General features: G+C 69.7%; 19 protein-coding genes, 1 tRNA gene and 1 other RNA gene. 7 read left to right on the top strand and 14 right to left on the bottom strand.

Annotation, left to right across the window (positions count from 1 at the left end):
- Positions 1-84 precede the first annotated feature (84 nt).
- The gene (locus BMY07_RS30335; RefSeq protein WP_092786150.1) at positions 85-3,195 is read left to right on the top strand and encodes a hypothetical protein; all 3,111 of its coding nucleotides are present in this window, start codon (positions 85-87) and stop codon (positions 3,193-3,195) included.
- A 52-nt stretch (positions 3,196-3,247) separates the two neighbouring features.
- Here BMY07_RS30335 and BMY07_RS30330 read toward each other — a convergent pair whose 3' ends face one another.
- The 8 genes from BMY07_RS30330 to BMY07_RS30295 all read right to left on the bottom strand — a co-directional run bounded on the left by BMY07_RS30330 (position 3,248) and on the right by BMY07_RS30295 (position 11,163).
- Positions 3,248-4,303 carry an ABC transporter ATP-binding protein gene (locus tag BMY07_RS30330; protein ID WP_425426372.1) on the bottom strand — a complete coding sequence of 352 codons (1,056 nt, stop codon included), beginning with the start codon at positions 4,301-4,303 and terminating at the stop codon, positions 3,248-3,250.
- An 11-nt stretch (positions 4,304-4,314) separates the two neighbouring features.
- Entirely contained in the window at positions 4,315-5,388 is a 1,074-nt protein-coding gene (locus BMY07_RS30325) for an ABC transporter ATP-binding protein (RefSeq protein WP_092786146.1), read from the bottom strand.
- Positions 5,385-6,398 carry an ABC transporter permease gene (locus BMY07_RS30320; protein WP_092786144.1) on the bottom strand — a complete coding sequence of 338 codons (1,014 nt, stop codon included), beginning with the start codon at positions 6,396-6,398 and terminating at the stop codon, positions 5,385-5,387. Before BMY07_RS30320 ends, BMY07_RS30325 begins: the two co-directional genes overlap by 4 nt.
- A 95-nt stretch (positions 6,399-6,493) precedes the next feature.
- Positions 6,494-8,263, bottom strand: coding sequence for an ABC transporter substrate-binding protein (locus BMY07_RS30315; RefSeq protein ID WP_092786142.1), 1,770 nt, complete (start codon positions 8,261-8,263; stop codon positions 6,494-6,496).
- Positions 8,264-8,313: 50 nt separating this feature from the next.
- Positions 8,314-9,318, bottom strand: coding sequence for an ABC transporter permease (locus tag BMY07_RS30310; protein ID WP_092786140.1), 1,005 nt, complete (start codon positions 9,316-9,318; stop codon positions 8,314-8,316).
- A gap of 280 nt (positions 9,319-9,598) precedes the next feature.
- The gene (locus BMY07_RS30305) at positions 9,599-10,162 is read right to left on the bottom strand and encodes a uridine kinase family protein (RefSeq protein ID WP_425426371.1); all 564 of its coding nucleotides are present in this window, start codon (positions 10,160-10,162) and stop codon (positions 9,599-9,601) included.
- Between the two features lie 82 nt (positions 10,163-10,244).
- A complete protein-coding gene (gene recR, locus BMY07_RS30300; RefSeq protein WP_092786247.1) occupies positions 10,245-10,841 on the bottom strand; it encodes a recombination mediator RecR in 597 nt (198 codons plus the stop codon).
- Positions 10,842-10,848: 7 nt separating this feature from the next.
- The gene (locus BMY07_RS30295) at positions 10,849-11,163 is read right to left on the bottom strand and encodes a YbaB/EbfC family nucleoid-associated protein (RefSeq protein WP_218150838.1); all 315 of its coding nucleotides are present in this window, start codon (positions 11,161-11,163) and stop codon (positions 10,849-10,851) included.
- A 98-nt stretch (positions 11,164-11,261) separates the two neighbouring features.
- Between BMY07_RS30295 and BMY07_RS30290 the strand changes: the two genes are divergently transcribed.
- On the top strand, positions 11,262-12,158 hold the full coding sequence (locus BMY07_RS30290) for an N-acetylmuramoyl-L-alanine amidase (RefSeq protein WP_245782741.1): 897 nt from the start codon (positions 11,262-11,264) through the stop codon (positions 12,156-12,158).
- A gap of 24 nt (positions 12,159-12,182) precedes the next feature.
- Complete coding sequence (locus BMY07_RS30285) at positions 12,183-13,115, top strand: hypothetical protein (RefSeq protein ID WP_092786134.1); 933 nt, start codon at positions 12,183-12,185, stop codon at positions 13,113-13,115.
- 8 nt (positions 13,116-13,123) lie between these two features.
- On the opposite strand, the gene BMY07_RS30280 is transcribed toward BMY07_RS30285, so the two are convergent.
- Positions 13,124-15,097 carry a DNA polymerase III subunit gamma and tau gene (locus BMY07_RS30280; protein WP_092786132.1) on the bottom strand — a complete coding sequence of 658 codons (1,974 nt, stop codon included), beginning with the start codon at positions 15,095-15,097 and terminating at the stop codon, positions 13,124-13,126.
- A gap of 74 nt (positions 15,098-15,171) precedes the next feature.
- Here BMY07_RS30280 and BMY07_RS30275 point away from each other — a divergent pair, with 74 nt between their 5' ends.
- Positions 15,172-16,173: an LLM class flavin-dependent oxidoreductase gene (locus tag BMY07_RS30275; protein ID WP_092786243.1), complete on the top strand. Its 1,002-nt coding sequence runs from the start codon at positions 15,172-15,174 to the stop codon at positions 16,171-16,173.
- A gap of 3 nt (positions 16,174-16,176) precedes the next feature.
- Here the strand turns inward: BMY07_RS30275 and ffs are convergent.
- Positions 16,177-16,271, bottom strand: an RNA gene (gene ffs / locus BMY07_RS30270) — signal recognition particle sRNA small type.
- A 184-nt stretch (positions 16,272-16,455) separates the two neighbouring features.
- Here ffs and BMY07_RS30265 point away from each other — a divergent pair.
- Positions 16,456-18,792, top strand: a complete 2,337-nt coding sequence (locus tag BMY07_RS30265; protein WP_092786130.1) for a vWA domain-containing protein — start codon at positions 16,456-16,458, stop codon at positions 18,790-18,792.
- On the top strand, positions 18,789-20,048 hold the full coding sequence (locus BMY07_RS30260; RefSeq protein WP_092786128.1) for an ABC transporter substrate-binding protein: 1,260 nt from the start codon (positions 18,789-18,791) through the stop codon (positions 20,046-20,048). Before BMY07_RS30265 ends, BMY07_RS30260 begins: the two co-directional genes overlap by 4 nt.
- Positions 20,049-20,090: 42 nt before the next feature.
- Here the strand turns inward: BMY07_RS30260 and BMY07_RS30255 are convergent.
- Both BMY07_RS30255 and BMY07_RS30250 read right to left on the bottom strand, forming a co-directional pair.
- Positions 20,091-20,180 (bottom strand) — tRNA-Ser (locus tag BMY07_RS30255).
- A 137-nt stretch (positions 20,181-20,317) separates the two neighbouring features.
- On the bottom strand, positions 20,318-20,650 hold the full coding sequence (locus BMY07_RS30250; RefSeq protein ID WP_092786126.1) for a winged helix-turn-helix transcriptional regulator: 333 nt from the start codon (positions 20,648-20,650) through the stop codon (positions 20,318-20,320).
- A gap of 90 nt (positions 20,651-20,740) precedes the next feature.
- Here BMY07_RS30250 and BMY07_RS30245 point away from each other — a divergent pair, with 90 nt between their 5' ends.
- Complete coding sequence (locus BMY07_RS30245; protein WP_092786124.1) at positions 20,741-21,595, top strand: NAD(P)-dependent oxidoreductase; 855 nt, start codon at positions 20,741-20,743, stop codon at positions 21,593-21,595.
- On the opposite strand, the gene BMY07_RS35725 is transcribed toward BMY07_RS30245, so the two are convergent.
- Both BMY07_RS35725 and BMY07_RS34670 read right to left on the bottom strand, forming a co-directional pair.
- On the bottom strand, positions 21,566-22,687 hold the full coding sequence (locus BMY07_RS35725) for a DUF2786 domain-containing protein (RefSeq protein ID WP_177215885.1): 1,122 nt from the start codon (positions 22,685-22,687) through the stop codon (positions 21,566-21,568). The two genes, BMY07_RS30245 and BMY07_RS35725, sit on opposite strands and share 30 nt — an antisense overlap.
- A gap of 91 nt (positions 22,688-22,778) precedes the next feature.
- On the bottom strand, positions 22,779-22,916 hold the full coding sequence (locus BMY07_RS34670; RefSeq protein ID WP_092786120.1) for a hypothetical protein: 138 nt from the start codon (positions 22,914-22,916) through the stop codon (positions 22,779-22,781).
- Positions 22,917-22,948: the final 32 nt, after the last annotated feature.

The following is a 22,948-nucleotide window of genomic DNA, read 5'->3' as shown; positions in this document are numbered from 1 at the left end:
CTGCCCCAGAACTCGGCTGTGACCAGCGGGGTTGCTGGTGTCCAGTCGGCGGTGTCCGCCACCCGACCTCGATAGGGTGGACGGGTGGCGGCCGACTACTTCACCCTCGTCAAGCAACTCGACGCGGCGATCACCGGCCCGTTGAAGGGATACCTGAGCCAGAACGTGCTCGCGGGCAAGGTGGAGCGCAGTTCGACCACCGTGGGCAAGTGGCTGCGGGAGGGTGTGTTCCCCGATCGGCGGGACGACATCCTCGCCCTGGTGGCCGAAGTGCGCCGCATCGCCGAGCGACAGGGCCTCGCGCTGGAAGTCGCGCTCGACGAAGGCACCTGGCGAGCGGCATACGACCAGCACCGCACTGCCGTGGCCGCCATGGCAGGAGTCGCCGGGCAGGCCGGTAGGGCGCGGAAGGCGCTGGCGGACGATGTCGTCGGCAAGCCGGTGGCCGAGTACGCGGTGGATCCCCTGCTCCTCGGGGTTCGGCCCGCCATCGACCCCGGGCGTCGGGCCGAGGTCGACTCGCCGCTGCCGTCGTACGTGCGCAGGCAGCACGACGAGGACCTGGCCGAGGTCGTGCGGGCGGCGGTCGGTGGTCAGAACAAGATCGCGGTGCTCGTCGGCGACCCGGGAACGGGAAAGACCCGCGCCTGCTGGGAAGCCGTGCGCGAGTTGGACGACTGGCTCGTGTGGCACCCCAACGGCGCCGACCCCGGGCAGGCGCTGGTGGCGGGCCTGCGCCAGGTCCGGCCGAACACCGTCATCTGGTTGAACGAGACGCAGCGCTACCTGCACCACCCGGAGACCGCCGCCCGGCTGGCCGAACTGCTCACCGACCAGGCCGTCGCCCCGGTGCTCGTCCTGGGCACCTTGTGGCCGGACCGCTGGGCAGCCCTCACCGCCGAGGCCCGCCACGACGGTGACGACCCGAACTTCCACACCCGGGACCTGCTCCGGGCGCGCACCATCCCTTTACCCGCCGCGTTCACCCCGCTGGACCCGAGTGCCCTGCGCGCCGCCGCCCAGCGCGATCCCCGCATCGCCCGTGCGGTCGCGGAGGCAACCGACCGCGAGATCACCCAGTACCTGGCGGGTATCCCCGTGCTGGTCGAGCGCTACCGCAACGCCACACCCGCGGTGCGGGCGCTGCTGTGGGCCGCGATCGATGCGCGCCGTCTCGGGGTGAGCGAGGACATCCCGATCACGTTCTTGGAGGCAGCGGCTCCCGGCTACCTGTCGCCCGCCCAGTGGAGCTTGGCGCGGCAGTCCGAGGATTGGTTCCAGGCCGCTCTGGACACCGCAACCGAGCCAGCGCGTGGCGTACTGGGCCCGCTCACGCTCGACCCGGACAACAACGGGTATGTCCGCCTCGCTCCCCACCTGGAGGAACTCGGTGCCACCGAGCGCCGAGCGGCCTTACCTCCTGCGAAGTTCTGGGCAGCCAACACACATCTCGCGCCGCCGGACACGGCCCGGCTGGCGTGGGAGGCGCAATCGCGCGGCCTGTACCGAGTGGCCGTGCGGTTGCTGCGAGAGGCGGTACTCGGGGGTGCGTCCGAGGACGCCTATCGCTTGCACAGGCTCGTCGAGCGGGTCGACCCACAGGGTGTGGCAGGGGCGCGCGAGTGGCTGGCTGCCTACTTCCCAGTCGAAGGCAAGGGTTTGCGACAACTGGCGAGCACCCTCCACCACGTGGGCGATGTCGAGTCGGAGTCCGCTCTCGTGCTCCGGGCCGCCCAGGAGACCCCGCTCGCAGACGCCGTCGTGACAGCGGAAATCCTCGACTACGCGACGCGGCGGGGATTCCAGGACGCGGTCCACGCCCTGCTCGACCGCGACCTGGTGGCCAACACCCGACTGTCCAAGCCGCGCAGGGTGTGCGACCTGATCTACGCGCTGATGCGCTTCGGAGAAGCCGCTGTCGGGCAGGCCCGAACGCTGGCCCAGCGGTGTCTGGGGGCGGGGTCCGACCACGATGTCCTGCTGGCGAGCCGCGAACTGGCCGACGAGGACTGGTGGCACGAGGCCGCACTACAGGTCGTGCGCCAGGCGAGTCCGACCGACCTGTGGGACAGCTGCGTTCTCCTCGGGGCGGTCGACATCGCGACACTTGATGTCGCCGACCGCGTCGACATCACCAGCGACTCCCAGACCTGCCAGGTGCTGAACCACTTCACGAAGGTGGGCGCCGAGGAACCCTTGGCGCACCTGCTGGACCGCCTCCGCCGCCTCGTCCCCGAGCGGCCGCCGGAGTGGCCACTGCGGTTGCGGGACTTCGCAGTCGAGATGAGCTGCGCCGACAGCGTTGTCGCGCGCCTGCCCGAGCCCCCGGATGACATTGACCTGGACCTCGACAACACCACGATCCGGCACTGGTTCCTCAAGCGGCTCACCGACGCGGACCCGGCCCAGCGGGTCGAGCTCAGCGCCCGCTTGGTCTCCGCCGCGCGAGAGCTGACCAACCCGAATGTCCTCATCGGACTGCTGAGTGACCTGACGGCCAACGGGCCTGCCGGGGAAGTCGCCACTGTGCTCGGCTGCGGTCCGGCGCTGACGGGTCTTGATCTACGCCATCTCGTCCGCCTGCTGGAGTACGCGCGTGACACCGGTCAGGTGGCGCAGTTCGCCGGTGTGACGGCAAAGTTGGAGATCGCCTCGGCGCAGACCGAGTTGTTCGGCGTGTGGAACCTGGCGAAGCTGCTCGGCTTGCTGGTCGAGGCCGAGCACACCGGGGAAGCGGCGACCCTGGCCACGCGGATGGCGCAGGAGTGCGACCTCGCGGATCCCGACGCCGTGGCGACCCTGCTGAAAGCCTTTGGTGAGCACGGTTTCCCCGACCTGCGGAGGCGGTTGTTGGAGCGCGACCCGATCTCCTTCCCAGACGGGTTCGACCGGTTCAGCCTCAAGTACTCCGCGGCCGATCTCCTGCACATCCTCACCGAGATGGGCGAACCCGCTCTGGCTCAACGGTTCGCCACACGCGTGGTCACCGACGCCGACGCGGTGGGCAAGATGGCTCGCAACACAGCGGCGGCCCTGCTGGCGATCGGCCTACCGGAGTTGGCCGAGGACATGCTGGTCAAGGCTGCCAACAGCGGCTACTACTGGGTCTTCGCCGAGGTCCACCGCGAGGACTTCCCCTACGGCCGCGAACCCTCCGGCAAGGCGTCACCCCCCTGGCGGTGGGAGGAGCGGTAGAACGCGAACGGGGCCCGCGCCGTCTCCGGCGCGGGCCCCGTCCACATCGGACTCAAGCAGCCGACCCCGTGGGGTCGATGGTCAGCTTGGTGGTGTTCTCCGGGAAGTGGCACGCGGCCTGGTGTCCCGGGGCGAGCTCGGCCAGCGGCGGCTCGGTGGTCTTGCAGACCTCTTGCGCCTTCCAGCACCGGGTGTGGAACCGGCAGCCGGACGGCGGGTTGATCGGGCTGGGCACGTCGCCGGAGAGGCGGATGCGCTCCCGGTTGTCGCGCCGCGCGGTGTCCGGGATGGGGACCGCGGAGAGCAGGGCCACCGTGTACGGGTGCATGGGGCGCTCGTACAGCGAGGTCCGGTCGGCCAGTTCCATGATCTTGCCCAGGTACATGACCGCGACCCGGTCCGAGACGTGCCGGACCACGGACAGGTCGTGGGCGATGATCACGTAGGTCAGGTCGAACTCGTTCTGCAGGTCCTCCATCAGGTTGACCACCTGGGCCTGGATGGAGACGTCCAGCGCGGACACCGGCTCGTCGGCGACGATCACCTTGGGCCGCAGCGCGAGCGTGCGGGCGATGCCGATGCGCTGGCGCTGGCCGCCGGAGAACTCGTGCGGGTAGCGGTTGTAGTGCTCGGGGCTGAGCCCGACCAGCTCCAGCAGCTCCTGCACCGCGCGCTTGACGCCGTGCTCGGTCTTCACCTTCTGCAGGCGGAACGGGGCGCCGATGATGGCGCCGACGGTGTGCCTGGGGTTCAGCGAGCCGTACGGGTCCTGGAAGATCATCTGGATGTCGCGGCGCAGCGGGCGCATGGCACCCGCGGACAGGTGCGTGATGTCCCGGCCGTCCAGGGTGATCTTGCCGCCGGTCGGCTCGATGAGCCTGGTCAGCAGCCGACCGGTGGTCGTCTTGCCGCAACCGGACTCGCCGACCAGCGACAGCGTCTCGCCCCGCTTCACCGAGAAGGTGAGGCCGTCGACCGCCTGCACGGCGCCGACCTGGCGCTGCAGCAGGCCGCGCCGGATGGGGAAGTGCTTCTGCAGGTCGGTGGCGACCAGCAGGTCCTCGCCGAGGCGGCGGTCGGCCGCTGCGGTCTCAGTCTTGGTGCTCACGGCGTCCTCGCTCACAGCTTCGGCCTGATCTCGGTCTCCCAGATGCGCTGGCGGTCCTGCGCCTCCAGGTGGCAGGCGATGTGGTGACCGCCGCCGACGTCGCGGAACTCCGGGCGGACCGTGAAGCTCAGGTCGCCGTTGGTGCCCGCGTACGCGCACCGGGGGTTGAACGGGCACCCCTCCGGCACGTTGATCAGGCTCGGCGGCGTGCCCTTGATGGGCTGCAGCCGCTCGGTGCGCTCCCGGTCGAGCCGGGGCATGGACCCGAGCAGGCCCCAGGTGTAGGGGTGCTGCGGGGAGTTGAAGATGTCGGCGGCCGAGCTGTACTCGACCGCGCGACCGGCGTACATGACCATGATGTCGTCGGCGAGCTCGGCGACCACGCCCAGGTCGTGGGTGATGATCACGACGGCGGAGTTGAACTCGGCCTGCAGGTCCCGGATCAGGTCCAGGATCTGCGCCTGCACGGTCACGTCGAGCGCGGTGGTCGGCTCGTCGGCGATGAGCAGGTCCGGGTCGCACGACAGCGCCATCGCGATCATGGCGCGCTGGCGCATGCCGCCGGAGAACTGGTGCGGGTAGTCGTCCACCCTGGACTTGGGGTTGGGGATGCCGACCCGGTCGAGCAGGTCGATGGCGTGCTTGCGGGCCACCGCCTTGGTGACCTTGTTGTGGATCCGGTACGCCTCGATGATCTGGCTGCCCACCGTGTAGAACGGGTGCATCGCCGAGAGCGGGTCCTGGAAGATCATCGCCATCCGCTTGCCGCGCAGCTGGCGGACTCGGTCCGGCGCCATGCCGACGAGGTTCTGCCCGTCGAGCAGGATCTCGCCGGTGATCTTGGCGGTGCCCTTCTTGTGCAGGCCCATGATCGACAGGCTGGTCACGCTCTTGCCGGAACCGGACTCGCCGACGATGCCGAGGGTCTTGCCCCTGGCGACGCTGAAGGACAGGTCGTCGACCGAGCGCACCACGCCGTCATCGGTGGGGAAGTGCACGCGCAGTTCGCGGACCTGCAGGAACGCGCCGTTGTCCGCGGGGGGCCGGGTCGCGGCACCGCCGAGGGTGTCTTCTTGCTGGGTCACTTGGCACGCACCCTCGGGTCGACGACGGCGTAGAGGAGGTCAACGACCAGGTTGGCGAGCACGACGAAGAACGCCGCGAGGATCGTCACGCCCATGACCTTGGGCAGGTCGTAGTTGGTGATCCCGTCGATGGCGTACTTGCCGAGGCCCTGCAGGGAGAACGCGCTCTCGGTGAGGATCGCGCCGCCGAGCAGCAGGCCGACGTCGAGGCCGAAGATCGTCAGGATCGGGGTGAGCGCGCCGCGCAGGCCGTGCCGGACGACGACCGTCCGCTCGGTCAGGCCCTTCGCGCGCGCGGTCCGGATGAAGTCCTCGTTCATCGTCTCCAGCATCCCGGCGCGGGTGAGCCGCGCGTACTGCGCGGAGAACAGCAGCGCCAGGGTGATCCACGGCAGCAGCAGGTTGTAAGCCCACTCACCCGGGTTGTCTAGGAAGGGGACGTACGAGCCGCCGACCGCGGTCCAGCCGAGGCCGTAGCTGAAGATCGACAGGGACAGCAGACCGGTGAAGAAGATCGGGAGCGACACGCCCGCGAGCGAGATGCTCATCGCGGCGCGGTCGAAGATGGTGCCCTTGCGCAGGGCGGACAGCGTGCCGACGGCGACGCCGCCGAGCAGCCACAGCACCGCGGCGCCGACGGCCAGCGACATCGTGACCGGCAGCCGGTCCATCAGGTCGGGGAACACGGGCTGGTTGTTGCGGAACGAGTAGCCGAGGCACGGCGCGGGGCAGTGCTCGACGCCGGTGCCGTAGCTGTAGTCGGCGCCGACGAAGATGCCCTTGGCCCAGTCCCAGTACTGCACGTAGATCGGGTCGTAGAAGCCGAGCCGCTCGGCGGTCTCGCGGACGGTGTCGGCGGTGGCGGCGCGGCCGACGTAGCGCGTCGCCAGGGTCTCCGGCGATGCCCCGACCAGCTTGGGCATGAGGAAGAAGATCGCGAACGTCACCGCGCTGACGACGAACAACAGCACGATGGCCGCGAAAAGCCGCCTGATGATGTATGTGATCACAGTGGCCGGCAGGCGGAGAACAGGCCCGGGAGGTCGTCCCGGGCCTGTTCCCCTGTCGCCTTCACCTACCTAACGTCAACAGTCACAGGGAGGGTCTACGCAACACCGAAGGACAGGTAGTCGTACTGGCCGTACGCGGCGGAGACGAAGACGTTGGTCAGCTTCTTCGGGCGGACCAGCAGCGCCTTGGCGTGCACGCCGGGCAGGATGACCGCCTCTTCCATGACGCGCTTGTCGATGGCGCCCCAGTCGGACTCGCGCTTGGACTTGTCGGTCTCGCCGATCGCCTCGTCGAGCATCTTGTCGACGTCGGGCACGCGAACCGAGACGTTGGACGAGCCACCGGTCTCGCGGATGACCCGGCTGTCCACGATCTGCGACAGGAAGCCGAAGCCGTCCGACCAGTCCGCCTGCCAGCCGTTGAGCGCCAGGCCCAGCTTGTTGGCCACGACGTAGGGCGGGTTGCCTGCGAACTGGGAGAAGTAGTCACCCTGCGGGAAGGCCTTCAGCGTCAGCTTGATGCCGACCCGGCCGAGGGACTGCTGCAGCGCCTCGGCGGCCGCCTTCTCCTTCGGGCGCTCGGCCCGGTAGGCGATGTTGGTCTCGAAGCCGTTGGGCTGGCCGCACTCCTGCAGCTTCGCCTTGGCCTTCTCGACGTCACCCTTGTTGTCGGCACCGGCCGGGTACAGGTCGAACTTGGACGCACCCGGGATCTGCGGCGGGAGCAGGTTGGTCGCGATGTCGCCGCCGGAGAACGTGCCGCCGTAAGCGGTCTGGTAGCCGGTGCGGTCGACCGCGTACTGCACGGCCTCGCGGCACGCCTTGTTGTCGAACGGCGCGACGGTCGGGGAGATGCTGGTGTACCAGAGGCGGGCCGAGGACGGGTTGTCCGCGCCTGCCTTGAGCGCCGGGTCGCCGAGCACGCGGCTCAGGGACGCGGGCTGCACGCCGGTGCCGGTGATGTCGAGGTCGAGGTCACCGGAGATGACCCGGTTGTCGATGTCGTCGGCGTTGACGTTCATGGTGACCTGGTAACCGTCCGGCAGCGCCTTGCGGTTCGGGTCGGTCGCGGCGTCCCACTGGTCGTTGCGGACCAGGGTGAAGCCCTTGTCGATCTCGTTCTTGTCGAACTTGTACGGGCCCGTCGCGATGACGTGCTCCTTGTACTTCGCGCCGGTGTCCTTGGCCTCGGGGACCGGGGCCGTCTGCGGCATCATCGCGAAGTAGTCGAACCCACCGAAGGGCTGCTTCAGGTGGAAGACGATGGTCTGGTCGTCCGGGGTCTCGATCGCCGAGTTGGTGTCGACGCCCTTGGACTTGTACGGGCCCTTGTAGCCCTCGGGCAGGTTGAGGTAGCCCTCGAAGTACGCCGGACCGTTGGGGAAGGTCTCCTTGTCGGTCGAGCGCAGCACCGCGTACTTGACGTCCTTGGACGTCACGACGCTGCCGTCCTCGAACTTGACGCCCTTGCGGATCTTGTAGGTCCAGGTCTTGCCGCCGTCGCTCGCCTCGCCCAGGCTCTCCGCCAGGTCGGGCACCAGCTCGGACGAGCCGTCGCCGGGGGCGGGCTTGAACATCACCAGGGTGCGGGCGTAGGTCCTGGCGAAGTTCCAGGAGTAGCCGTAGTAGGTCTCACCCGGGTCGAGGGAGTCCCACGTACCCGCGTTGGCGACCCGGACGGTTCCGCCCTTCTTGTCGGAAGGGTTGAAGATGGTCGTCATGGCCGCGTTGAAGGCCGGGGTGTTTGTGCCCCCGTTGCCCCCGGTGCTGCCGCCGCTGGAGCTCGTTCCGCCGCCACAGGCGGACAGCCCCATCACGACAGCCGCGCCCGCGGCGACCGCGGTTACCAAGCGCTTGCTGTTCATTGTGCTGTTGCACCCTTTCTTCCAGGAGCAATTCCGGGACTACAACTCACCTATCGGGCACGGGGGTCGAGCGCGTCGCGCAGGCCATCGCCGAACAGGTTGAACGCGAGCACGGTCACGAAGATCGCGAGACCGGGCCAGAGCATGAAGTGCGGCATCGTGTAGAAGCGCGACGCGTCCGAGAGCATGCCGCCCCAGGTCGCGGTCGGAGCGTTGATGCCGACTCCGAGGAAGGAGAGAGCCGACTCGAACAGGATGTTCGTCGGGATGAGCAGCGTCGCGTAGACCAGGATCGGCGCGACGAGGTTGGGCAGCAGTTCGCGGAAGAGGATGTACGGGCCGCGCGCGCCGAGGCTGCGGGCGGCGTCGACGAACTCCCGCTCGCGCAGGGACAGGGTCTGCCCGCGCACGATGCGGCCGATGTAGGGCCAGTTGAAGAAGCCGATGATGAAGATCAGCAGGCTGATCCGGACCATCTCCGGCGAGAGCCCGAACGCGGTGTCGGGCAGCACGCCGACCAGCGCCATCGCGAAGACCAGCAGCGGGAAGGCGAGGAAGACGTCCATCAACCGGCTGATCAGGGTGTCGACCCAGCCGCCGAAGTAGCCCGCGATGATGCCCATCGTGGTGCCGATGACCACCGAGAGCACGGTCGCCAGGCTCGCGATCAGCAGCGAGATCCAGGAACCGGCGAAGATGCGGGCCAGGATGTCGCGGCCGTTGACCGGTTCGATGCCCAGCGGGTGGTCACCGGAGATGCCGCCGAAGGTGCCCAGCGGCGCCAGGGTGCCGTTCTCGGTGTCGATCAGGTCTTGGTGGAACTCGTTGGGGTGCACCACGTCGAAGACGCGGTCGAGCAGCAGCGCGGCGATCGCGACCAGGATCAGCAGCACGATCACGATCGCACCGCCGATCGCGACCTTGTCGCGCTTGAGCCGCAGCCAGGCGATCTGACCGAGTGACCGGCCCTGGATCGCCTTCTTGCCCACGCCCTTGAGACTGGCCTCCGGGTCCGCTTCCGCAGCGGTTCCGGAGACGTCCGGTGGAGCCGTCATGCCGCCGACCGTCCCCGTCCGGGCGACTGCGCGACAAGTCGTGGGCGGCTGGTGTTGCCGCCCGGTCGACCGGTTCGCGCGGATCGCTGGTAAGCCATCACGCACTCCTCGTGTCCGGTTCACTGACTCCGGGATCTCACCGTGTGGTGGCCGACCATAGCCGCTCAGATCACCATCCCTTAGCTACGGGAGGTCACGATCCGGCCAACTGCCATACACAGAATCACCGGTACGCGATCAAAATGACACACAGAGTAAGAGCTGGCCCCGATTTGTCCGCTCAACGGACGGAAGAGGTACGTGACCGGTCACACAGCACCACGATCGACGCACGGTCCCTGGTTCGGTCGACGGGGTACCAACCGGACTCGAAAGCCTGCCAGCGCAGCAGTTCCGCGCGCGAGTCGGCGCCGTCGCGGGCCACCGCGCGTTCCAGGCGGCGCAGGGGGTCGGGCAGTTCGCACCAGATCAGCGCGGACAGTGACGACATGATCGACCGGCGGCCGGAGGACACCCCTTCGACCAGCAACGTCCCGGGAACCGGCACGTCGACCCAGTCGCCCGGCCCGGGTTTTCCGTTCACCCACTGTGTTCGGCGGTATCGACCGGGTCGGCCTGCCCCGAGCGGGTGGAATACACCAGCCACCAGCCTCGGCCACCACGCGATCGGGTCGTCCCAGGTGGCGAAGTCGTCGGTGGAGACGAGCCGGGAGTCGGGGATGCGCTCGGCCAACTCGGCGGCGTAGGTGCTCTTGCCTGAGCCGGACGGACCATCGATGGCGACCAAGCGGACCCGGCCGAGGCGCGGTGGTGCGGCGCGAACGGCGGCGGCGACCTGTTCCACCCCTAGCGGGTGACCCCTGCGCCGTTCCCAGTCATCCACAGTATTGGGCATGACAGCGAGCCACTGCGTCCTTTGTGGAGGGTCAGACCGCGCGGCGGCCGGACAGCGCCCGACCCAGGGTCAGCTCGTCGGCGAACTCGAGGTCGCCGCCCATCGGCAGGCCGGAGGCGAGCCGGGTGACGGTGAGCCCGGGGAAGTCGCGCAGCATCCGCACCAGGTAGGTCGCGGTCGCCTCGCCCTCGGTGTTCGGGTCCATCGCCAGGATGACCTCGGTGATCTCCTGGGCGGAGATCCGCGACAGCAGCTGCCGGATGCGCAGCTGCTCGGGACCGACGCCGGAGAGCGGGTCCAGCGCGCCGCCGAGCACGTGGTAGCGGCCCTTGAACTCGCGGGTGCGCTCGATCGCCAGCACGTCCTTGGGCTCCTCGACCACGCACACCGCGGTCGGGTCCCGGCGCGCGTCGCGGCAGATGCGGCAGGTGGCCTCCTCGGACACGTTGCCGCAGACGTCGCAGAAGACCACGCCCTCCTTGACCTTCTGCAGCGCGTCCTGCAACCGGCCGACATCGGCCGGCTCGGCGGCCAGCAGGTGGAAGGCGATCCGCTGGGCGCTCTTGGGACCGACGCCGGGCAGCCTGCCGAGCTCGTCGATCAGATCCTGGACCGGTCCCTCGTACACCGCGCCCTCACAGCCCCGGCAGGCCGAGGCCGCCGCCGCCGAGACCACCGGCGAGCGGGCCCATCTTCTCCTCGGCCAGGCGCTGGGCGTTGTTGCCCGCGTCCCTGACCGCGGCGACGACCAGATCGGCCAGCGTCTCGGTGTCCTCGGGGTCGACCACCTTCGGGTCGATGACCAGGGCCTTGAGCTCGCCTGCACCGGACACCGTCGCGGTCACCAGACCACCGCCCGCGGTGCCGGTGACCTCGGCGTCGGCCAGTTCCTGCTGTGCCGAGAGCAGTTGCTCCTGCATCTTCTGCGCCTGCGCCAGGATCGCCTGCATGTCGGGTGCGCCGCCTCCGGGAAACACCGCGGCCCCTCTCGTCTCGGGTTGGTGCCGTACCCAGCTTAGAGGGCCGCGCTCTATGGCATCGTGGGCCCGTGCTGAGACGACGTGCCGGGCTGGCCCTCGGCTGTGTGCTCGCGGTAGTGCTGTCCGGTTGCGGTGGGCAGGAGCCCGCTCAACCACAGACATTGGGGACGAGTTCGTCAATCCCGACTACCACCACCACGACCTCGACCAGCTCCTCCACTACGACTCCCCCACCTTCTTCTACGACGACAACCACGACCACCACCAAGCCCAAGGCGACGACCACGACCACCAAGCCGCCCGTGAAGGCGGTCCCCGGTGGGAAGGTCGTAGTGCTCGACCCGGGGCACAACGGCGGCAACGCAAGCCACGCGGCTGAGATCAACCGGCTGGTGCCAGCGGGTCGTGGTCGGACCAAGCCGTGCAACACCACCGGTACGGCTACCGCGGGCGGTTACGCCGAGCACGCCTTCACCTGGGATCTCGCGATGCGTGTGCGTGACGCGTTGACAGCCCGGGGCGTCAAGGTAGTGCTGACCAGGCCGGACAACACCGGCGTCGGCCCTTGCGTCGACCGGCGTGCGGCTATCGGGAACGACTCCGGCGCGGACGCCGTGGTCTCCCTGCACGCGGACGGTTCGACGAGCGCGGGCGCGCACGGTTTCCACATCGCCTACTCCTCACCCCCGCTCAACGACGCCCAGGGCGAGCCGTCGATGCGGCTGGCCAGGTCACTGCGCGACGGCATGGTCGCGGCCGGGCTGGCGACCTCCACCTACATCGGCTCGCAGGGCCTGTCGGCGCGCGACGACCTGGGTGGGCTGAACCTGTCGACCCGGCCCATCGCGCTCGTCGAGTGCGGCAACATGCGCGATCCGGCGGAGGCCGCGGTGCTCTCCAGCGCGCAGGGCAGGCAGCGCTACGCGGAGGCGATCGCGAACGGGGTCCTCGGGTACCTGGGCTGACCTCCCTGTGACAAGGTGGAGATCATGTCCGGGATGCGGGTGCTCGACGTCGACGAGCAGGAGCGGGTGCTGATCGCGCTGCCCACTGGTGGCGCGCGGGCCGCGGGTGGTGCACCGTCCACAGGCGGCGAGGTCCGCTTGGTCGAGGTCGACGCGAAGGGCAAGAGCCGGGAGCTGGCCGCGGTGGCGGATGCCGCCGCGGCGCGCTACCTGCCCGGTGAGCGCAAAGTCGTGGTGCAGCACGGAACCCCGGCTCGGCTGTCGCTGGTCAAGGTCGGCGGCAAGCTCACGCCGCTGGTCGGGTCCGACGACCACGCCAACGAGCTCCTCGGGGTCCTGCCCGGCCGGATCGTGTACCGCACCAACAGGAAACACCGTCTGCTCTACAGCGTCGTGATCCGCAACGTGCTCGTAGGCGAGGAACAAGCCGTCTACGACCGCGGCGGTGCGGTTATAGAGTCAGCGGTCAGCCCCAACAGCCGCTACATCGCGATTCGCTTGCCGCGCAAGCTGCTCCTGGTCGACACCATGCCGGTGACCGAGGACGACCACGTCCGGCTGATCTCCGCCGAGCCCGCCACCCGCGGTCGGGTGAACCTGAGCTGGCTGCCGGACTCCGCGCGGCTCACGGCGGTGGAGTACGAGCCGGAGTCGGCCAGGGTGGTCCGCTTCGACGTGGCCAGCGAAAGTTGGCACCCGCTGGTCGTGTCGCTCGACCCGGCCGCCAGGGGCTGGACGGCGCCGGACGGCCGCCGGGTCGCGGTGGCGGTCGGCAATGAACTCTCGCTGTACCAGACCGACAACGGGCGCTTCCTGCGATCCACCACTGTGGACGGTGAGATCGAGGACTTCCGCTGGTCGCCCGACTCCCGCGCGATCGCGCTGCGCACGACGACCGGGCACGTCGCCGTGGTGCGGGCGGAATCCGCGGCCACCCGCCTGGTCCAGCTGGGCTGAGCAGGCCGCTACTCGACCGGGCGCGCGCCCAGGGTGTCGGCGAGGAGCTTGAGCATGACCGCCTCCGGGTCCTGCTGACGCGTCGAGGCGTCGTTGGGGTCCGGCTTGACGGCGGCCTGGGCCATCATCTCCTCTTCGTCCTCCGGCTCGGGCGGGAGGTCGGGCTCCGGCGGCTCAGGCGGGGGGATCTCGTCCGCTGGCGCTGCCGTCGCCGGTGGGGGGACCTGGCGCCGAGGGGGCTCATAGGTACGGGTGGGCTCCGGCGCCGGGCGGGACTGGCGGGCGGGCTGCGCGGCCGCGGCACCGGGCTCGGCGTGGACGCAGCGGACCTGCCACCGGCCGCCGAGGACCGAGACCAGGGCCTGGGCGATGGCGTCGGTGTTGCGCGGGTCGGCGAGCCTGCGGGCCAGCGGCGCGGCGGGGTGCGCGATCACCACCGTCTCCCCCTCGACCGACTGGACCGTCGCGTTGGTCAGCATCGCCTCGGTGCTGCGGCTGGACGAGCGGACGGCCGAGAGCAGCTCGGGCCAGACCCGGCGGATCGCCGCGGCGTCCAACCCGCCGGGGGCACTGGTCTGCTCCGGTGCGGGTTCCGGGGTCGGCGCGGGCGTCGGTTCGACGGCGCGGGGAGGCTCTGGCGCGGGTTCGGGTGCTCGGGTGCGCGGCGGCTCGGGGGCTGGTTCAGGGGCACGCGCGGGCTCGGGGGCGCGCACGGGCGGCGCGGCTCGAACGGGTTCGCGGGCGGGTTCCGGCGCGCGCTGCGACGGTCGGGGGGCGACCGGGCGCGCGCTGGGTTCGGCGACGGGCGCGGCGGACAGCCTGCGCTCCACCTGCTCCAACCGCTGAAGGACGGCCGAGTCGGCCGCCGCGTCCGTTGGCACCGCGCCCGGTAGGAGCATGCGGGCGCACAGCAGCTCTAGCAGCAACCTCGGCGCGGTGGCGCCACGCATCTCGACCAGGCCGGTGTGCACGATCTCGGCGTACCGCGCCAAGGTGGCGGCACCGAGCCGTTCGGCCTGACCGACCATCCGGACGAGTTCGTCCTCCGGCGCGTTGACCAGCCCTCGGCTGGCCGCGTCCGGCACGGCGCGGATCAGGACCAGGTCGCGCAACCGGTCGAGCAGGTCGGAGGCGAACCGGCGCGGGTCGTGACCGGCCTCGACCAGGCGGTCCACCGTGCTGTAGACCGCCGACGCGTCGCCCGCGCCGAGACCGTCGACCATGTCGTCGATCAGTGCCACGTCGGTGACGCCGAGCAGCGACACCGCGCGCTCGTAGGTGACCCCCTCTGGGCCCGCGCCCGCGAGGAGCTGGTCGAGCACCGACTGGGTGTCGCGCGCCGAACCGCCGCCCGCCCGGATGACCAGCGGGAAGACCGCGGGCTCGATCTTGGCGTTCTCGGCGGCGCAGTTGCGCTCCAGCAGCTCGCGCATCGAGCTGGGCGGGATGAGCCGGAACGGGTAGTGGTGGGTGCGCGACCGGATGGTCGGCAGCACCTTCTCCGGCTCGGTGGTGGCGAAGATGAAGACGAGGTGCTCCGGCGGCTCCTCGACGATCTTGAGCAGGGCGTTGAAGCCCTGCGTGGTGACCATGTGCGCCTCGTCGACGATGAACACCCGGTAGCGCGAGCTGGCGGGCGCGTAGAAGGCGCGGTCGCGCAGCTCGCGGGCGTCGTCGACACCACCGTGGCTGGCCGCGTCGAGCTCGACGACGTCGACGGTGCCCGGGCCGTTGGGGGCCAGGCCGACGCACGAGTCGCACACGCCGCACGGCTCGTCGGTCGGGCCCTCGGCGCAGTTGAGCGACCGGGCCAGGATGCGCGCGCTGGAGGTCTTGCCGCAGCCGCGCGGCCCGGAGAAGAGGTAGGCGTGGTTGACCCGGCCTGCCGCCAGCGCCGTGCGCAGCGGGATGGTGACGTGTTCCTGTCCGACGACCTCGGCGAAGGTCGCAGGCCGGTACTTGCGGTAGAGGGCGAGCGCCACGTCGCGACACTACCGGTCGGCACCGACAGGCCGGGAATCCGACCGCCCCCGGCTGCGTTGGTCGGTACGTGCCTATCCCGTACTCGGTCCTCGACCTCGCCCCGGTGGCCAGTGGCTCATCGGAGACCACGGCGCTGCGCAACAGCCTCGACCTCGCCAGGGCAACCGAACGGCTCGGGTACCACCGGTACTGGGTCGCCGAGCACCACAACATGCCCGGCATCGCCAGCTCCGCGCCCGCGGTGCTGCTCGCGCACATCGCGATGGCCACCGAGCGCATCCGCGTCGGGTCCGGCGGGGTGATGCTGCCCAACCACGCGCCGCTGGTGGTGGCCGAGCAGTTCGGGATGCTGGAGGCGCTGCACCCCGGCCGGGTCGACCTGGGGATCGGCCGGGCGCCGGGCACCGACCAGGTGACGGCGCGGGCGTTGCGGCGCACGGAGGGTTCGCTGTCGGCCGACGACTTCCCCGAGCAGCTCATCGAGTTGGCGAACTACTTCACCGGTCGTGACTCGAACGGGGTCACAGCCGTACCCGCATTGGGCAACCAGCCCACGATCTGGTTGTTGGGCTCTAGCGGCTACAGCGCCCAGGCGGCCGGGTACCTCGGCCTGCCCTTCGCGTTCGCCCACCACTTCAGCTCGGAGAACACCCTCCCCGCGCTAGAGCTGTACCGGGAGAAGTTCAAGCCCTCGGCCATCTTGTCCCAGCCGTACTCGATGATCGCGGTCAACGTGGTCTGCGCCGAGGACGACGAGACGGCACTACGCCTCGCCGAGCCCGCCGCGCTGCAGTTCCTCCAGTTGCGCAAGGGGTCCCCGGGGCGCCTGCCCTCGCCGGAGGAGACCGCCGCGTACCCCTACAGCGAGCTGGACCGGCTGTTCATCGAGGAGCGGATGTCCAGCCAGATCGTCGGCGGGCCGGAGACGGTGCGCCGCAAGATCGAGGACCTGCTGGCCAAGACCGAGGTGCACGAGCTGATGATCACCACGAGCGTGTTCGAGCACGCCGATCGGGTGCGCAGCTACGAGCGCGTGGCCGAGATCGTGGGATTGGCCGCCGCGACGGTGGCGTAAGACGAAAGGGGACCCCGCGCACCTGCCAGAGCCCGCTTATCCTTGCTGCCTTCCGGCCCTGGGGAGGTTCGCGAGATGAACACCGCGCGGGGTCCTCGGTCAGTGTAGCGGGAGTCGGGCAACGCCACCCCCGGCGGGGCCGGTAGTCCTAACACCTGCGGGAACACCCGACGGACAAGACAAGACCTGGACATCTGCCCACCAGAGGTGTGATTCAGACCACGAACTCCGCTCGTACGGCGGTACCCTGTACGCCCTGAGGCGACCTATCGGGAGCAGGGCGTGTCTCATTCCACGGACAAGCACACGAGCATCCTGGCCGTCGACGTCGAGAGCTACGGCGACGTCCGGCGCACCGACCGGCACCAGAGGGTGGTCAGAGACGGCCTCTACGCCGCTCTTCACCGCGCGCTCGACCGGGCCAAGCTGCCGTGGGGCTACCACGAGGACCGCGGCGACGGCCTGTTCCTGCTCATCCCGGACGTCCCCAAGGGCGAGTTGGTGGCGTCCCTGCCGCACGAGTTGGCAGCGGCGCTGCGTGAGCACAACGCCGACCACGGGCCGGAAACGCAGATCCGGCTCAAGGTCGCCATCCACGCTGGCGAGGTCGGTAGCGACGACAACGGCAAGCACGGCACGGACCTGAACCACGCCTTCCGACTCCTGGAGTCGCAACCGCTGCGTAGCGCACTCGCTGGTTCCCCCGGCGTTCTCGCTCTAGCGGTGTCGGACTGGTTCTACGAGCACGTCGTGAAGCACCAGCCTGCCGCGAACCCAGCCATCTACCGGTCTCACACCGTGCAGCAGAAGGAAACCAAGACCACGGCGTGGATCTGCACGCCGGACTATCCCCGTCCGGTTACACCAACGCCCACTTTTCGCCTGCCTACGGTGCAATGGCCAAAACTGCCCAAGATCCGGCTACCTAGGCCGAGGTGGCAGGCGGTCGTTCTTACCGCGCTGCTGCTGCTCGCCCCCATGACCAACCTCTTGGCCGGTGCGGCCGCACCCGTCACGCGCTGCGCTAACCCCGTGCAGCTCAACGTGCTCACATCGACGGAAATGGCGCCAGCACTACGACTTCTCGCGTTGAACTTCGAGCGGAAGTCCTATCAGGCCGATGAGAACCGGTGCAGGCAAGCGCGCGTGCTGGTCGTGGCCGATACCTACGGCGGCGCGGTCGACGCACTCGGGCAGGGTTGGTCCGGTCGCAACGACCTGCGCGACCACGGGCCGGAGCCGCACGTGTGGATCCCCGACTCCAGTGTCGATATCGACCACGTAGCCGCCAGGCTGGCGAGAGTGCCCGGGATCGGCGCGACGCTAGAGCCCAGGCCGGGCATCGCGCGGTCACCGATCGTTCTCGCGGCACCGAAGGCGATGGTCGACGCACTACGACCAGTCGACGGCAAATGGGTCACCTGGCAGTCCATAGCGCTAGCGGCGAGCAGCGGCGATGGGTTCACCAGGCCGGACCCGCGTTCGTCCAGCGCGGGGATGCTCGCGACGATCGCGTACTACCGGCACCGCTTGGAGCAGCCTGAGCTCACGTCGAAGGTGATGACCGGGGAATCGGTGCCGCGCATCGCGCACAGCGCGGAGCGGGAGATCCCCTACGCGCCCGAGCTCGACAGCGGGAACCTGCTGTGCGCCATACGCAACACGCCGGGGCAACCGGCCGCGTTGGTGTCGGAGAAGGCGGTCATCGACTACAACCGGGGCAGGCAGCTCGGGAGCGACTGCTCGGCGTCAGCGCGTCCGGAAGCGCTAACGCCGTTCTACCTGCAAACAGAGTCACCGGTCCAGGACTACCCTTTCGTGGTCGTGCGCTGGACCGACCGACCCGAGCACCACCAGCGCCGCCAGGTGATCGACCGGTTCTACGAGTACCTGATGAGCCCGCCTGCCGCCGCCGACCTGCGCAACTCGGGTTTCCGCGACCGGGACGGGCGCGGCGAGGGGCCGGTGCTGTCAACGGCGTTGCCGGTCAACCCAGCGACCGCGTTCGACCTGCTCCAAGGCGCGGCGGCGGTGGGGAGCACGCACCCGAGGGTGCTGTTCGCGGTCGACGCCGGGCAGTCGATGGGGGCGCCGTTCCAGCAGGGGACTCGGATCCAGACGGCGAACGAGCTGGTGCGCAGGTTGCTCCAACAGTTCCGGGACGACGACGAGGTCGGCCTGCTGACCTTCGGCACGACTACGCAAGACGTCGTGCCGCTAGGGCCTGAACAGACGAACGCGATCCGCAAGGCCGCGCGGCCCGACTTCCCTCTTACCCCAGGCGACTCCGACGTCTATGGCGCTATCGAGGCGGGTATGGACCGACTCAGGGCAGACAAGAAGGCCCGCGGTACCGACCTCCTCGTCATCATCACCGATTCCGCTACCGCCGACGTGAGCCAGACAGACATGCCCGCACTGAAGATGAAGGTGACCGGACAGGACCCACGGGTCACGCGGCTTCTCGTGGTCAACCTGCTGGCGGGACGGTGCGAGTCAGCTGGGCTTACCGAGCTGGCGAAGGCCGCAGCCAGCAGCTGCGTAGACCTCACCTCGGTCGAGGACGACATACCGAAGTTGGCCAACCTGGTCGCGGCTGGACTCTGGAGGCAGGGATGAACAAGCTCCTCTATGCAGGCCTGGCGGTGGTTCTAGCAGCCTCGGGTGCGTGCGCGACCCAACCCGCTGGGGACGACCGCGTCCACGCTAGAGGGCCGATCACCTTCGTGGACGGCCGTGACACCACTCAGGACCGTCAGGTGGAACGGTTGGTGGAGCGGTGGAACAACCGCCGCGGCATCAAGGAACAGGTGACGTTCGTCGAGCAGTCGCCGTCCTCCGACTCGCACCGGGCCTCCCTGGTGGCAGCGGCCCAGGACGGCGCGCTGCCGGGAGCGCGAGGTAGGTGCAACGACGTCATCGTCGTCGACGCGGTGTGGACCGCGGAGTTCGCCAGAGCCGGGTACCTGCTGCCGTTGAACCCGGACGAGTTCGACATCGGCAAGTTCCTACGCGTACCGGTCGAGAACGCCACTGTGGACGGCAAGCTCTACGCAATCCCGGGCCGCACAGATGCGGGGCTTCTCTTCTACCGCAAGGACTACCTGGACGCGCAGGGGTTGCGTCCGCCTAAGAGCTGGGATGAGCTCATAGCGATCGCGAACAAGCTGAGGCCCATCTACGGCATAGACGGCTACGTGGGCCAGCTACAGCGGTACGAGGGTCTTACCGTCAACGCCCTAGAGGCCATTTGGTCCAAGGGCGGCAACCTGACCACCGACCACGCCATCACCATCAACTCACCGCAGGCCAAGCAGGGTGTCGAGATGCTCGCCATGGGCCTGCGCGACGGCTGGATCCCGCGCGCGGCCACCGGGTTCAACGAGGAACGCAGCCGCGAGCACTTCCAGGCGGGCAAGGCCCTGTTCATGCGCAACTGGCCCTACGTGTACCCGATCATGACCGCCCCCGACTCCCCCATCGCCGCCGCGGTCGGCGTGACCACCCTCCCCGGCCCCAGCGCTCTCGGCGGTTGGAACCTGGCCATCTCCCCCTGCTCCCAGCACCAGGAGACGGCCCGCGACTTCATCCGCTTCTACACCGAAGAGTCCGAACAACGAGAACTGTTCGCCAAGGGCGGCTTCGCCCCCACCGTCCGCAGCCTCTACGCCGATCCGGTGCTGCGCAGCAAGTTCCCCTACCTCGAACACCTCCACCACAGCCTCGACACCGCCCGCGACCGAGTCCAAACCCCCCAGTACGACCGCGTCTCCGACCTGATCCAGGAGAGCCTGCACAACGCCCTCGACCGCCCGGAAGGCGTCCCCCTCCGCCTCGACCAACTGGCCGACGACATGCGCACCACCCTGCGCTGAACGACCGAAGCGCCGGTCACCCAGGGTGACCGGCGCTTCCGGTGGCGGAGGATGGGGGATTTGAACCCCCGAGGGTTTTAACACCCAACACGATTTCCAATCGTGCGCACTAGGCCACTATGCGAATCCTCCGCCTGAGAGGATACCGGACACCAGCACAGGCAGCCAAAACGGGGGTCCGCACCCGCCACCACCAGCGCGAACGCCGCCAACCGCGGTGCGGCCCGAATGCGGCCTCTTACCGGTTTCGGGTGTGTTGCGGGAATTGGCTACGCGTTGATGACGTGGGTGGTGCCCCAGTTGCCGAGGGGGGTCAGGGCGTTGTTGAGGGCCTGGCCCGCAGGGGTGAGGGAGTACTCGACGCGGGGTGGGGATTCGGGGTGGGAGTGGCGGTGGACTATGCGGTGGGCCTCGAGTTCGCGCAGGTGGGTGGTGAGGACCTTCTCGGTGATGCCGGGCAGGTGGCGGCGGAGTTCGCCGAAGCGGCAGGGGTGGTCCTTGAGTGCCCAGAGGATGAGCACCTTCCACTTGCCGCCGATGACGTCCATGGCCGCGTCGATGCCGCACTGGTAGGGGCCGCCGGGGCGTGGGGTCGTGGCCATGGTTCCAGGGTGCCGCAGGCCGGTCGCGGCGCGCCACGCACTTCGAAGTGCGTACTTGATCACCGGGGTGGGCCGGACCAGCCTGGGGGCATGGCAGTCACCCTTCTCGGACTCGGCGCGATGGGCTCGGCGATCGTGCGGGCCTGGCTCGCGGCGGGCATCACGCCGACGGTCTGGAACCGGACCCCCAAGTCGCCAGCGGGCGCTGTCGTGGCCGACACCGCGGCGGCGGCGGTCGCGGCGAACCAGCTGGTCGTCGTCTGCCTGCTCGACGACGACTCGGTCACCGAGGTGCTCGACGGCGTCGAACTGGCAGGCAAGGACCTGGTCAACCTCACCACCAGCACCCCTGAACAAGCCCGTGCCCGCGCGCAGTGGGCTACCGACCGCGGCGCCCGTTTCGTCGACGGCGGGATCATGGCCGTACCTCCGATGATCGGCGCAACAGGCGCGTTCATCTTCTACAGCGGCTCGCAGGCTCTCGTCGAAGAGCACACCACCGTGCTCGCAGCACCAGCACGCATCCACTACGTCGGCGAGGACGCCGGTCACGCGGCGCTCTACGACATCGCGCTGCTCTCTGGCATGTACGGCATGTTCGCGGGCATCACGCACGCTTTCGCCCTGCTACGCGCGGACGGCATCGACCCGGTCGCCTTCGCACCGCTGCTCGTCGACTGGGTCACTACGACAACCGCATCCGCCTACGGCGTCGCCCAACGACTACACACAGGCAACCACACCACCGACGTCACGTCCAACCTGGCCATGCAGGTAGCGGGCATCCCCACGTTCCTCGGCACGGCCAAGGCCCAGGGCGTCGACCCGCGCCTGCTCACCCCGTTCTTCGACCTCATGGCCCGACGCGTCGAGGCGGCAGGGGGCAACGAGGACATCGCGGCCCTGGTCGACTTGCTAGCTGGCCACGCGCCGGTGGGGGTGTAGGTCGGCGAGGTCGGCGGCGGCCAGGCCCGCGGTCCAGCCGGAGGGGTTGGTGGCGGTGGTGCGGCGGGTGCGGATTCCGGGGAAGAGGGCGGCGAACTTGGCGTCGACCGCGGCTTCCCGGGAGGCGAGGACCGGGACCAGCGCCGTGGAGTGGGGGCGGACCTGGGCCGCGGCGTCCACCAGCCGCTGGTGGACGCGGTGGGCGTAGGCGACCAGGAAGGCCTGGCGGTACGCCCGGGTGCGGCCGGGAGCGCAGGCGAGCGCCCGGGTGGACTGGGTGGCCAGGGAGGTGGCGAGCAGTTCGGTGATCTCCAGGTCGGTCTCGTGGCCGACCAGGCCGACGCAGCCGAGGCGGGGGTAGAAGACCGAGCGGCAGCGGTTGGCGCCGGCCACGGCCTCGACCAGTTGGGCCTTCGGCGCCTGGTACGGCCCGCTCAGCCACAGCCTGCGGGCGGTGGCCTGCTGCGGGTGGTCCGCGGTGATGACGGCCTGTTCGAAGGCGTAGCGGGACATCAGCTCCTGGGCCTTGGCCGAGAGCGCCTCGGCCTCGGCGGCGAACGGGGTGGACTCGGCCTTGGTCAGCAGGCCGCGCACCTTCGCCATCACCCGGGGATCGACCCCGGCCGCGCTGGTCCGCACCTCGGCCTCGCACGGACCGGGCACCAACCTGGGCAGTTGCGGCAGCGACATCAGCACCGCGACCAGCTCGACGATCCGGCGCAACCCGGGGACCAGCGGCTCGGCCAACTCCACCGGCGCGGTGTCCAAAGAGGCCAACTGCGCGCGCCACACCGGGTGCAGGCGGGCGGTCGGGTAGCGACGGCACTCGTGCCCGATAGCGGCGGTGACCAGCGCGGTCAGCGGCTTGGGGACCGCGGCGACGGCCTCGCCCGGCAGCCAGCCGCGCTGCCAGAGCAGTTCCAGTGCCCGCGACAGCGACGCCACCGAGGCGGCCGTCGCCAGCTCGCCGCCCTGCGCGGCGACCTGCTGGATCCGGTCGAGAGCGGCACCCGGCCCGAGCGCGGCGGCCTCGGTCAGCCGGGCGGCGAGCAGGGCCACCGACCCGCGCGCCTCTCGATCAGGTGTTCGCATGGTGCCCATACTGCACCCTGGGCACCGGTTCGTTCAAACACCTGTTCGAACCCGGGCGAGGCGCGGCGCGCGGCCGCGCCCCACCCGGCGCTCACTCGTCCTCGGGTGCCGCGTGGTCGGGCTTGCCCGGGTTCGGGTCACGGGACAGGTCGATCAACGGGTGCCGCTCGGCGCCCTCCGGCGCCGAGTGCTTCCCGGTCCCCTCCGGTCGCTCGTCGTGGTCGGTCACGACGTCCCTCCTTCATCCCCTGTCTACAACGG

The sequence above is a fragment of the Actinokineospora terrae genome (assembly GCF_900111175.1).
In the GTDB taxonomy this organism is placed as follows: Bacteria; Actinomycetota; Actinomycetes; order Mycobacteriales; family Pseudonocardiaceae; genus Actinokineospora; species Actinokineospora terrae.
The sequence above is the reverse complement of the archived record's forward strand: the minus strand, read 5'-3'. Positions and strand labels throughout refer to the sequence as shown.

Bases quoted from the DNA above. Each gene is read 5' to 3' on its own strand.
- BMY07_RS30315 (WP_092786142.1), bottom strand. From the start codon at position 8,263: ATGAACAGCAAGCGCTTGGTAACCGCGGTCGCCGCGGGCGCGGCTGTC.
- BMY07_RS30310 (WP_092786140.1), bottom strand. From the start codon at position 9,318: ATGACGGCTCCACCGGACGTCTCCGGAACCGCTGCGGAAGCGGACCCG.
- BMY07_RS30295 (WP_218150838.1), bottom strand. From the start codon at position 11,163: ATGCAGGCGATCCTGGCGCAGGCGCAGAAGATGCAGGAGCAACTGCTC.
- BMY07_RS30285 (WP_092786134.1), top strand. From the start codon at position 12,183: ATGTCCGGGATGCGGGTGCTCGACGTCGACGAGCAGGAGCGGGTGCTG.
- BMY07_RS30260 (WP_092786128.1), top strand. From the start codon at position 18,789: ATGAACAAGCTCCTCTATGCAGGCCTGGCGGTGGTTCTAGCAGCCTCG.
- BMY07_RS30250 (WP_092786126.1), bottom strand. From the start codon at position 20,650: ATGGCCACGACCCCACGCCCCGGCGGCCCCTACCAGTGCGGCATCGAC.
- BMY07_RS30245 (WP_092786124.1), top strand. From the start codon at position 20,741: ATGGCAGTCACCCTTCTCGGACTCGGCGCGATGGGCTCGGCGATCGTG.
- BMY07_RS35725 (WP_177215885.1), bottom strand. From the start codon at position 22,687: ATGCGAACACCTGATCGAGAGGCGCGCGGGTCGGTGGCCCTGCTCGCC.